The organism is Caldicoprobacter sp. (assembly GCF_047459465.1).
Taxonomy (GTDB): domain Bacteria; phylum Bacillota; class Clostridia; order Caldicoprobacterales; family Caldicoprobacteraceae; genus Caldicoprobacter.
Genome location: NZ_VSCO01000053.1, coordinates 1 through 11,937 on the forward strand (window position 1 = coordinate 1; position 11,937 = coordinate 11,937).

Below are 11,937 nucleotides of genomic sequence, written 5' to 3' on the forward strand. Positions count from 1 at the left end.
AAATTTTTACTTATTGATATTCTGAAAAAATAACCAGACATAAAGGTATAAATCTTACTGAATGGCATATAACAGGTTTTGGCTATTGCTGAATATAGAGCGGAATGCTTACAGGGTATGAAAGGCGGAATAAGCTTCATCAATGCTAATTTAATTATTAGATGAGTAAAAACTGATTGTAACTGCGTTTTAGAAAAAGTACCAGTGAAGTGAGGTGAAAATAAAATTTGTTGTCCTTTCTTCTATATGATCTTCGAACCTCCATTATTAAAATTTTACTCAGAGTATTAAAAACTCCACTTTTAGATAATCATTTTGCCCCCTTCTCCCCTAATCCACTCAATTTTCCCAATCGCATTCAATAAACCACGATTCAGCAAAACGGATAATGAAAAATTCCTTGCAAATCATTTTGATGTTCTAATTAAAGGCTACCTCAATAAATACCATATGTCAATAGAATGACAAAAAGATAACAGAATTTCAAAATACCCCATTGACAATGATTCTCATTTACATTAAAATGAAGTTGAAAAAAATTCAGAGTATTTTACTAGGGTTTCTTATTGATAATAATTATCATTATCATATTACAGGGCCAGTACACAGGGTGCCAGCCCTCTACAAGCCTCAAAAGGGACATGCCTAAAATAATCAATTATATAATTAGGAGGTAGGGTTATTATGAGGCTAAATCAAGTAAATAAAGGCCAAAGATTTCAAATAATATCAATTCCGGATAAACAAATCAGCACACAGGCTATACGCCTCGGCATATACGAAGGCGCTAAACTTGCCTGCGCATATAAATTCCCCGCCGGTCCGGTGATCATCCAAAATGGAATGCAGGAGATAGCCATAGGCAGGGAACTAGCCAAGAAGATAGAGGTTCGATTGCTGGATAAGGGGGATGTAAAGTAATGCAGTGCCATAATATGACAGAAAAAATCGATATCAACAAGGACGCAAAAAAAATCGTACTGGTTGGCAATCCCAATGTAGGAAAGTCGGTATTTTTTAACGCCCTTACAGGGGCATACGTAGATGTTTCCAACTTCCCTGGAACGACGGTAGACATAAGTTCAGGAAGATATAAGGATATGGTAGTGATGGATACGCCGGGAGTTTACGGAGTATCCTCTTTTAATGACGAAGAGCGGGTTGCCAGAGATGTCATATTGTACGCTGATATCATTCTCAACGTGGTTGACGCTCTACATATAGAGCGGGACTTGTTTCTCACCCAGCAGATCATAGACATGGGTAAGCCGGTAGTAGTGGCTCTCAATATGATGGATGAGGTCAAGAAAAACGGCATAGAGATTGACGTTGACAAGCTATCCCAGGAGCTGGGGGTACCGGTGATCCCCACCGTTGCCGTAAAAGGAGAGGGTATCGAGGAAATAAAGGAGGCACTTCTCCACTGTGCAAGGGTCGGTAATAGGCTCCCCATAGTCGAGGAAAACCTGCAGGCAGTTCGCCATCTGGTGGATGAAGACTCTGAAGCCCTGCTGGTGCTGGAGGAAGATGAAAGCATCATCGCCCGTCACAACATAAGTGGAATCAAGGGGATGAGGGAACAGATCTATCAAGCAAGGCGTGAAAGGGTTGACGAAATAGTCAAAAAGGTGATGCGCCAAACCAACCGCGGCGCTTCCTTTTCGGTGAAATTAGGAAGGTGGATGCTATCTCCCCTGACGGGAATCCCAATTTTGATCGTCGTATTGTGGCTGGTATATGAATTCGTAGGGGTATTCGTTGCTCAGACGGTGGTTGAGTGGACAGAAGGACTAATAATGGGTGAATATTACTACAACTTCATAATGAATTTACTGGAGCCCATACTGGGGACCGAAAGCTTTTTGGGCCAGCTGCTCATAGGTGAATTTGGCGTTCTCACCATGACACCCATCTATGTGTTTGGCCTTCTGTTACCGCTTGTAGTCGGGTTTTATCTGGTATTATCTATCATGGAAGACTCAGGCTATCTACCCAGGGTGGCAGTTCTCACCGATCGAAGCTTGAACTACCTCGGTTTAAATGGGCGGGCCATCATACCTATAATACTAGGATTCGGTTGCGTTACCATGGCCACCATCGTTACGCGTATACTCGGTTCCAGGCGAGAGAGATTCATAGCCACCATGCTTCTTGCCCTGACCATCCCCTGCTCTGCGCAGCTGGGAGTAATAGCTGGTTTATTAGGGCCGTTGGGCATCAAGATGACAGCCCTCTATCTGTTTGTAATCCTGCTAGTCTTTGCAGTTGTCGGTACCCTTTTAAACAGGGTGGTTCCTGGAAAATCCACTGATCTCATGATAGACCTTCCTCCTCTGCGCCTGCCGCGCATTGGCAATGTCCTCAAGAAGACCTACGTCAAATCCAAGGCCTTCATCACAGAAGCCGGCCCCCTCTTCTTGCTGGGCACTGTTATAATCTCTGTGCTGCAGTATACGGGCATTTTGGACCTGATAGCCGATGGATTTGCCCCTATCATAGAAGGATTCTTAAAGCTCCCTCGCGAAACGGCGGTAGCTTTCATCATGGGGATAATTCGAAGGGACTTTGGTGCGGCTGGCTTGAATGACATGGTATCCCAAGGCCTATTAAATCCGTCCCAGGTAGTCGTAGCCTTGATAGCCATAACGCTGTTCGTTCCCTGCATAGCTGCAGTCATGGTAATCTTCAAAGAGAGAAATTGGAAAGAAGCCATTTTGATATGGGTAAGCAGCTTTATCATCTCCTTCTTAACCGCCGGGATAGTAGCGCAGGTGATAGTGTAACCTTAATTTCATGGCAAAAAGGCCTTGATGTAAGCTTAAACCAATTAAAAAACTTATGAGGTGGTAAATATGCATGTACAGTGTCCCACCTGCAAGATGCTGGTGGATATAGAAAAATACCATCGGTGCCCTAGGTGCCATACCTTTGTTCTGAAATATGCGGGGTGCGCCGGCTGTAATGGCTGTTCCTTTAAAGGAATATGCCCTTCAAAAGCTCAAGTCAAAGTCAATAATAGCCAGCATCCTTTTTTCCGCAAATGAACAATATAGGACAAAAAAGAGCAAACACTGGGAGATATCCAGTGCTTGGCTATCAAAAGAAGCTTAACCCGCTTGCAATGCACGGCATATTCTTTAAATTAACGGCATAGGAGTAAGGTTTACAAAAAGATGCTAACCCCTACAAGAACGGCCATTTAAACATCCAATAGTGTTCTAAAAATTTTGTTGGCTATGCAGAAGCCTAAAAAACTGTACTAAAAGTACAAAAAGGCTTATAATATAAGTACGTTACTGGCAATTGCAAAGTTGACAAGCGAAATGAACAGCTAACATCTAGACTAATGTGTATGAGATATAATGGTAAAGACAAAAGGAGGTAGCACTACAGCTGATAAGTCATGAAACTGGATTATGACATGCTTTACGGAAAATTCATATGCAGGCCCAATCGCTTTATCGCACATGTGGACATATCGGGAAAGGAAGTGGTATGTCACGTCCCTAATACCGGGCGGCTTAAAGAGCTACTGTACCCCGGAGCTGAAGTGGCCGTTTCGTATCACCCGTTTTCTCACCGTAAAACAAAATATGAACTCCAAATGGTAAAAAAGAAAGAGAGCTGGGTATCGATACATTCTCAGCTTCCCAATGCCCTTGCTGTAGAAGGTATCAAGATCGGCACCATCCAGGAATTGCAAAACTACACCGTCATAAATAGAGAAGTCACATATGGGGACAGCCGATTTGACCTACAGCTTATAGGAAAGAACATTTGCTTTGTTGAAGTTAAAGGAGTCACATTGGAACTGGAAAACTGGAGCTACTTTCCCGACGCTCCTACCGAGAGAGGGCGCAAACACATTGATGGGCTCATTCAAGCAGTAAAAGATGGACATCGTGCCGTCTTATTATTCGTGGCTCAAATGGATATAGCAAAGGGCTTTAGCCCCAACGCTCATATGGATCCTGCCTTTGCACAAAAAGTCAAAGAAGCCGCTGAAGCGGGGGTAGAAGTCCTTGCCTATCGCTGCTTGGTATCACCCTACCAAATAAAAATTTCAGAAAAAATACCCGTGAAATTGTAAAAATACCGGTATTTTTTATAATACCGGTATTTTTATTGAACACATCATTCCTTTACCGCTCCCATGGTAATACCCGTTATAAAATACCGCTGACAAAACGGATATATGATCATAGGGGGAATCATGGCCACTATGATGGCGGCATTCCTGACGCTATTGCCAAAACCTACAATACTAGGGTCGGTCAAATTCTGTTCGCTGAGTATAAGTTCGCGCAACTTCACCTGGAAATTGTACAAATCGGGGTTGGTGATATAGATCACATAATTGAAGAAGTCATTCCAGAACTGCACTCCGAAAAATAGGCCTATTGATGCCAGCGCCGGCAGAGAAAGCGGAAGCACAATCCTGGCAAAAACTATCATCGGAGACGCCCCATCGATGCTGGCAGACTCAAAAAGGCTTTCAGGAATCTGTTCAAAAAAGTTTTTCATGAGAAACATGTTATATACATTTAAGCTGGGAGGCAGTATGACTGCCCACAGCGTATTGGTCATACCAAGATTTTTAATTACCAAATAAGTTGGGACCAAACCTCCACTAAATATCATGGTAAAGAATATGAAAAAAGCAAAAAACCTTCTTCCAATTAAGTCCTTTTGAATCAAGACATAGGCTCCCAACGTGCTAAACAACAACCCCAAAAAAGTACCCGCAGACGTCGTTAAAAACGAGATTAGCAGCGGCCTATAAAGGGCTTTGGCCGAAAATATCGTCTTATACGCTACAATTGAAGGATTTTGTGGCCACAGGTTAATCCCGTAAGTTGTACTTCTATCAAAAGAATCCGACAAAACCTTCATTAAAGGGATTAGCATAGATACAACGAGCAAAGCCATAAAAATCCCATTACATATTCTAAATATGCTCCTCCCTCTATATCCCGGTTTGAAGCTAAATTTCTCTTGCATGCACCATATCACCCCATGTGTCTGTTTTACAATATATCAGAACCTCTGACTTTTTGACTAACTTTGTTTGTAATCAAAACCAATATCATCGCGATTAGCGACTTGAACAATCCTATTGCCGTCCCCAACCCGTAATCGGCTTGCTGCATACCTATCCTGTAGGTAAAGGTCCCTATAACGTCTGCCACATTGTGTACCATTGAGTTATAAAGCACGAATACCGATTCAAATATATTTAAAACCTTCCCTAGGTTTAATACAAACACAACCAAGATGGTCGGCATTAATGCGGGTATAGTAATATAAATAGTTTGCCTCCATCTACCAGCTCCATCGATCTCCGCCGCTTCATAAAGCTGAGGGTTGATAGACGTCATAGCCGCAAGGTAAATAATGGTTCCCCATCCGGTCTCTTTCCATCTATATATTAGAAGAAATATAGGTCTCCACCATTTCTCGCTGGTCAAAAAGTATATGGGTTCCTTCCCCATAGCCTCTAATATGCTGTTTATAAAGCCGCCCTGTGGTGACAGTATAATCGTAAAGATTGAGGCGGTAACCACCCATGACAAAAAGTGTGGAAGGTAAACAATGGTCTGAATAGCTCCCCTTATTTTTTTGTTATAAACTTCATTGAGCAACAGAGCTAAAACTACCGATGCTATAATTCCCAAAATCAAGTTTGACAGGCTTAAAATAATGGTATTTTTAAAAGCCAACCAAAATCGCTGGCTATTGATTCCAAAGAATATATTTTTAAAGTTATCTAGGCCTATGAATTCTTTCTTAAAAGGCGTAAACTTGTAAAAGGCATACCGTATTCCAAACATGGGAATATAATTAAATATTATTGTCATAACGAATACCGGCAAAAACATCAGATAATAAAACTTATCCTTCTTGATTTTATTCCATACCTTTTTTCTCTTATTCAATTCCTGCACTGTATTCCCTCCTACGCAGCCAAGAAATCAAATAATGTGCCAACGGGCATCTTTACCACGCCCGTTGACACATAATCAAACTCGCTTTACTGCACTACCGCCTTATTTATTGAGGTCAGCCAATATAGCATCCACATAATCTTTGGCAAGCTTCTTGTACTCTTCCAATCCTTGATCTATGTCGTAATTATCAACAACTATTTTTGCTACAATTTGGCTCTTTATGGAGTTAAGTTCGGGCAATAGCTGAGTTAATGTTTCCGAAGTTGGGAACAAGCTATATTGTACTGCCTTCTCCCTGAATATCTTCAGAGAATTAACTATAGGCTCAGAGTATTCATAGGGGTCTTGATAGTCCGTAATGGAGAGTTCCCCGGCGATAAACATCTTGTTAAACGGCACGTCGGGATTCTGTATACTAGGCAGTTTTACCATTTTTCCATCTTTCATCTCATAAGTGATTCCCTCAATGCCGTGAGTAAACAACGTTTGCCCTTCTCCACTATCCAGCATATATTCAAAGAAATATTTGAATATACCCTCAGGATTCTTTGCGGCCGTGGTTATGCAAAGCGGTACGGGAGCTCTTTCTATATAGTAGGTTTCCTCTATTGCCGGGATGGGCGTAACTTCAGCTTCTGGAACGTTTGCCGTCAAGTTTACGATAAGGTTTTCGTTCCACTGACCGGCCCAATAGTTAAACACACCGACTTTGCCGCTGTAAAACTTATCTCGGCAGGTAGACGTCTTGTTGGTGACAATTTCCTTGTCTATTAAACCTTCTTGATATGCATCCTGCAGGCGTTTTAAAGCTTCCTTCATTTCAGGCTCTGTCATGCCATCTACCCATTTGCCATCCTTTTGTACAAAGTCAGGGGTAGCAGTTTGATAGAACTCCCTTAAATAGATGTCCATGGGGAATTCGCTGTTAATCAGGCCAGCTGCTGTAAGAGGAATGGTATCTTTCTTGCCATTTCCATCGGGATCTTCATTGGCAAACTTCCTTAACATATCGATAAATTCGTTATAATTTTTGGGGATGTCAATCCCTAGCTTCTTTAGCCAGTCACCGCGCACATAGGTGACTGTACCATTACCTCTTTCTTTTGGCAAACCGTACAGCCTGCCGTTTACCCTCACAGCATCTACAATGGCCTGGTCTACAATCCTGTTTTTCACTTCTGAATTTTCATAAAGATCAGTGATATCGTATAGAGCTCCTTGCATAGCATAGTTCAAATAATGGCTTCCCGAAAGCAATACAACATCCGGTATCTCCCCTGTAGCAAATGCCAGGTTTACCTTCTCGTAGTATTCATTGTGCGCTGGTTGGTTAACAATCAATTTGATACCGGTTTTTTCCTCAAAAGCTTTTACCAAATATTCCTGGCCATTGTCGGGCAACAAGAAAGTACCATCGATCATAAATCTAATTTCGCTTGGCTTTTCTACTTCTTTTTCTGATTCTGAAGTTTGCTCATTATTGCTTCCCGTATTGTCGCCATTGGTCTGCTGGTTAGAGCTATCATCGCCAGCTGGCTTGGACGATGAACACGCAGCTAAGCTAAAGACCACTATGGTGGCGACCAGAAGCAAAACGACCAGTTTTTTCATTTTAGCCATACAGATAATCCTCCTCCTTATTTATTTTTTTACTTTAATTTACTTTACCTCCTTAAATGGCCTTTTGCATGATTTGTGACAAAAGGCTTAGTTATTATGTTAGTTGACAAAAGGTGGGAAGTAAATATGCAGTTATTCAAAACCCAAGATATATGGGATATCTTTAATTTAAGATTATTATTCTATTTTTCATCACCTATAAATGTAGATTTTATAGCTAATTTGAGCCCACAATGTGCAATAATTAAAATAATAATCAACATTTTCGCTATCCTTAATTTTTGTACGTCGTTGAATATGCAATCGTTTGTTTGTATGGTATAATTAATTTTGGATAAAGACCAAAAGGAGGGGCTTTCGTGCCGATACTTAAAAGATATATTTTAATTCCTATTTTGGCATTTTTTCTCGTAGGTTGTAGTTCAATAAGTCAACTAAAGGAAAATGCCCATAATAAATCTAAGGACCAAAAAGCATTACCTCTGTCAGAAGAACGAGTAACCTTTTACTTGATGGGCATGGATATGAATCCCAATATAACCGAAAAAGACAAGACCGACTTTATGAAAAAGCTAGAAGAAGAAACCAATATACACATAGAGTGGAAGCTGATTCCCGAGCCATCCTGGACCGAGCAGAAGAACATAACCATCATGAGCGGCAATCTTCCGGATGCCTTTTTTGGAATAGGTTGTCTCACATCCGAAGAAATAGAGAGATATGCGGCCGATGGAACCATAATTGAATTAGATGATCTAATAGCCAAACATGCACCAAATATACAGAAAGTTTTAAAAACTAATGAACTATATAATGAGATTACGAGAAGTATCGATGGGCATATATACGCTCTTGCTCAGTTTGAAGACTTGGGATTTGATTCCCATTCTGTAGCCATAATAAAAAAGAAATGGTTGGACAAACTGGGCCTTAAAATGCCTACAACCACAGAAGAGTTTTATTATGTCCTAAAAGCTTTTAAAGAACAGGACCCCAACGGAAACGGCATACAGGACGAGATACCTTTTAGCTTCCTGTATATGGACGGTCCGATCAACCGGGAGGTAAAGAGAGAGCACTTTTGGATATTCGGAGCATTTGGAGTAAACGACAATCCCATCCATATATACGTGCGGGATGACGGCGAAGTCATGTTCACGGCAGATAAGGAGCAATGGAAGGAGGCTGTCAAATATCTGCATACCCTATACGCCGAAGGCTTGATCGATCCTGAAGTTTTTACACAGGATAGACGGTTGCTTACCCACAAAGTCAGGTATAATAAAAATATAGGCGTATATACCGATTATAGAAAGAAATTCTCTTTTATACCAGCAGAAGAGTGGAATGACTATGAAGTGCTTCCTCCCCTCATAGGCCCATATGGTGACCAGAGCTGGGATAGGGCTTTAGTAGGCATAAACGTAGGGTCCTTTGCCATAACCAAGAAATGCGAAAACCCCGAACTGCTGATGAAATGGATAAACTACACTTTGGAGCCCGAAAATGCCGTACAAATGAACTATGGCATGTTTCAAACCGATGAATCCAAATTCTCTGAAAAGAGGTATCTCATACCATCCCCGGAAGCTGAAGGCAAATGGACCTCCAATGATGATTATAAGCCGGCAGATGTGGATGCCAACGATTGGCTATTTTCTTCTCCCATTACCACAGCCTTTACCATCATAACGCAGGAGACATATGATCAGTTTATATATAACAAGCCCAGCCACGTCACTAAAGAAGAGGATTGCAGGGTTTATAGGCCCTACTTGACGAAATATCCTTATAACCTGCCATATAAGTTCACATTACAGGAAATTGAGGAACTCAATAAAATTCAGCCTAAGCTGCTGGACTATATAAGCACTATGCAGGCCAAATGGATAGTGTACGGCAATATAGAAGAGGAATGGGACGAATATGTGGCCCAGCTTAAAAAGCTTGAGGTGGATAAGTATACCGCCATTTACAAAAATGCCTTCAATAGAATAAAACACCTTTTCGACTCACAGTAAGAGTAGTTTTATGATTTGCCTTCTTTTGAAGCATATTTCTTCTTGTATTCTCCTGGCGTAACCTTTTCCATTTCTCGGAATCTCCTTATAAAACTGGAAACGCTGTAATAGCCCACCTCAGCCGCTATATCCGCTATGCTCATGTCGGTGTTTAGCAGCAGCTCCTTGGCCTTTCTCATCCTCAATTTGGTAACATATTCGGATATGGTATAATTGGTCTTTTTCTTAAAGTACTGGCTTAAATAAGGCGGAGTCATATGAAGATGATCTGCAAGGCTTTGGATGCTGAAGTCGGGCTTGGTGTAGTTCTGCCTTATATACTGCGCAATTTTTCTCAAAAGTTTCAGTTCATAAGCATCTTCCCCAACGGTAAAATAATCAACTAGGTCATCGGTGATTTCCATCATTATCTTCTTTATATCCTCGAAGGAAGACACGTCGCTAGTGTATATCTTCTCTATATACGGCTTCTTTAAAATGATGGCGTCTTGTTCCGTCAGCAATAGCTGTTTAAAGATAGTAGTTATAACGTCCACGCATATGCTCTTGGCCCAATATACGTTTAGATTCTCGGTGCTTATGAACATCATCAGCTCATCCATGCTCTCTTTTATTTCCCAAATATTGGCATCTCGTATGGCTTTTTCCAGCTTGTCAAACAGCTTAACGGGATACTTCATCTCCTTTTCCGTTGTCTTATTCAGTTCCGAAATGGTCATAATTGATGAATTGGAGATGGTGGAATTATAATCCAGTACCCTTAAAGCCTGGCTATATGAAAGGTGTACATCAAATACATCCGTTACATATTCTCCTATACCAACGGATACGTCCTCTTGAAATTCTTCTTTTAGGGCTTCAACAACGTATATGGCGTATTCTTTCAGCAAGACTTCAGAATTTTCATCGCTTCCAATTATTATGGCTATCTTGGACTTGGATGAAAAATCGCTCATCTCCAGTACGAAAATTTGCAATCCTTTATTCTCGTACAGCGGATTCAATACTTCCTGGATATATCGTATCTTTTGAACATACATATTTTTCGATACCTTGAATGCCATCACTGCGTAATACTTTTTATCCCATATCAGTCCCGATAATCTGCAGCTTTCGAGAATATTCTCGATCTGCCTCGCTTGTCCAAGTATAAAGGAATGTAACAGGTATTGCCTGAAAACATAGCTGTATTTATCCGACATTTTCTTTAGCTCTTTGCTTTCATTTTTAAAATATAATAAGGCGTTTTCCAGCACTTCTATCTCATCCATTTGCTCTCCATTTTCCAGCCTATGTGGCAACATATCGTATATATATTCCTTCAGCTTTTTAACAGGCGAGTAATTCATCCTCGCAAATAACGGAATAACAAAGCTTCCAATGGCAAAGATCAAAATCACTCCCAGCAAATAGATAACCCTTATATTATTGATCTTATTTTCCAAAATGTCGGCAGGAACCACCTGTATGAATTCCAAATCTATATTACTGGGCGTAACGGCAAATGCCGTAAATTCTTTACCCCCCACTTCTAGGGTAAATTGTGAATTTATATGATAATTTTCTAGATTTTCTGATATTTTCATTAATCTTTCAGAATTATTAGATTCTGAAAACGAAAACAATACCTTACCAGTTTCCGGCTCCCTTACAAATAGGTAACTATCGTCAGTTATTATTGCTGGGTTCAATATACGCCGCAGCGACGATTCCGAAATGACGTAAATGACAATAAGATAGGGATCTTCCAAGCCATTTAAGGGAAGCTTATTTAGGTACATGATGTTCTTGGAAGCGCCAAAGGTTAGGTTGGCTCTTGAAAAGTAAAACACCCCATCCTTATCGCTTGAATGTTTGAATCCTTTGAGGTCAAAGTTGTTCTCACTTGTTTCGACATATACCTCGATGAAATCTTTCAAAGAATAAACATAGTCGGCAGACAGTATATAATCCCCTTCGTAGCTGTACACCAAAATTTTGTCTGCCAGGGAATTTACGCTGTATTTTTGAAGCTCTTTTTTTAAAGTTATGGCTTTGTCGGGCTGCTGATGAATATTGACCTCCCTAAAGATTTCATTTAATTGTATCTGAAGCGATATCTCCTGCAGCTTCTGAACATGCAAATCGAAATACTCAACCGTCTTTCTAAAAGAGTTGGTGAGATTTGCTTCCACTTCCTGTTTCAATACGTTTACAAAATTATACAGCACAATGGCAGACATGACAATTAGCGGTATAAAAAGGATTACGATATATGACACTATAAAATTTCTATATATCTTGGAGTTTATTAACTTTCTTAAGAAAAGAGCAAATTTCAAATATCTTCTCCTCCTATATCCCAAATA

At 40.5% G+C, this 11,937-nt stretch carries 8 protein-coding genes; 4 read left to right on the plus strand and 4 right to left on the minus strand.

The features are described from left to right. The first annotated feature begins 684 nt into the window (after positions 1-684). From FWJ59_RS04995 to sfsA, 3 genes are all read left to right on the plus strand, one after another. A complete protein-coding gene (locus tag FWJ59_RS04995; protein ID WP_414480884.1) occupies positions 685-921 on the plus strand; it encodes a FeoA family protein in 237 nt (78 codons plus the stop codon). After that, positions 921-2,783, plus strand: a complete 1,863-nt coding sequence (feoB, locus tag FWJ59_RS05000; protein ID WP_414480885.1) for a ferrous iron transport protein B — start codon at positions 921-923, stop codon at positions 2,781-2,783. Before FWJ59_RS04995 ends, feoB begins: the two co-directional genes overlap by 1 nt. Before the next feature lie 620 nt (positions 2,784-3,403). Beyond that, positions 3,404-4,090 (plus strand): DNA/RNA nuclease SfsA, encoded by a 687-nt coding sequence (gene sfsA, locus FWJ59_RS05005; protein WP_414480886.1) that lies wholly within the window; start codon positions 3,404-3,406, stop codon positions 4,088-4,090. Between the two features lie 44 nt (positions 4,091-4,134). Here sfsA and FWJ59_RS05010 read toward each other — a convergent pair whose 3' ends face one another. From FWJ59_RS05010 to FWJ59_RS05020, 3 genes are all read right to left on the minus strand, one after another. Then, a complete protein-coding gene (locus tag FWJ59_RS05010; protein ID WP_414480887.1) occupies positions 4,135-5,001 on the minus strand; it encodes a carbohydrate ABC transporter permease in 867 nt (288 codons plus the stop codon). Between the two features lie 26 nt (positions 5,002-5,027). Continuing rightward, positions 5,028-5,945: an ABC transporter permease gene (locus tag FWJ59_RS05015; RefSeq protein WP_414480888.1), complete on the minus strand. Its 918-nt coding sequence runs from the start codon at positions 5,943-5,945 to the stop codon at positions 5,028-5,030. A gap of 102 nt (positions 5,946-6,047) precedes the next feature. Beyond that, entirely contained in the window at positions 6,048-7,568 is a 1,521-nt protein-coding gene (locus FWJ59_RS05020; protein ID WP_414480889.1) for an extracellular solute-binding protein, read from the minus strand. Positions 7,569-7,927: 359 nt separating this feature from the next. On the opposite strand from FWJ59_RS05020, the gene FWJ59_RS05025 reads away from it, so the two are divergent. Beyond that, the gene (locus tag FWJ59_RS05025; protein WP_414480890.1) at positions 7,928-9,589 is read left to right on the plus strand and encodes an extracellular solute-binding protein; all 1,662 of its coding nucleotides are present in this window, start codon (positions 7,928-7,930) and stop codon (positions 9,587-9,589) included. Positions 9,590-9,597: 8 nt separating this feature from the next. Here the strand turns inward: FWJ59_RS05025 and FWJ59_RS05030 are convergent, their stop codons facing one another. Next, a complete protein-coding gene (locus FWJ59_RS05030) occupies positions 9,598-11,910 on the minus strand; it encodes a helix-turn-helix domain-containing protein (protein ID WP_414480891.1) in 2,313 nt (770 codons plus the stop codon). Positions 11,911-11,937 lie beyond the last annotated feature (27 nt).

Excerpts from the sequence above, each read along its gene's own strand:
- FWJ59_RS04995 (WP_414480884.1), top strand. The coding sequence starts at position 685 with ATGAGGCTAAATCAAGTAAATAAAGGCCAAAGATTTCAAATAATATCA.
- feoB (WP_414480885.1), top strand. The coding sequence starts at position 921 with ATGCAGTGCCATAATATGACAGAAAAAATCGATATCAACAAGGACGCA.
- sfsA (WP_414480886.1), top strand. The coding sequence starts at position 3,404 with ATGAAACTGGATTATGACATGCTTTACGGAAAATTCATATGCAGGCCC.
- FWJ59_RS05010 (WP_414480887.1), bottom strand. The coding sequence starts at position 5,001 with ATGCAAGAGAAATTTAGCTTCAAACCGGGATATAGAGGGAGGAGCATA.
- FWJ59_RS05020 (WP_414480889.1), bottom strand. The coding sequence starts at position 7,568 with ATGGCTAAAATGAAAAAACTGGTCGTTTTGCTTCTGGTCGCCACCATA.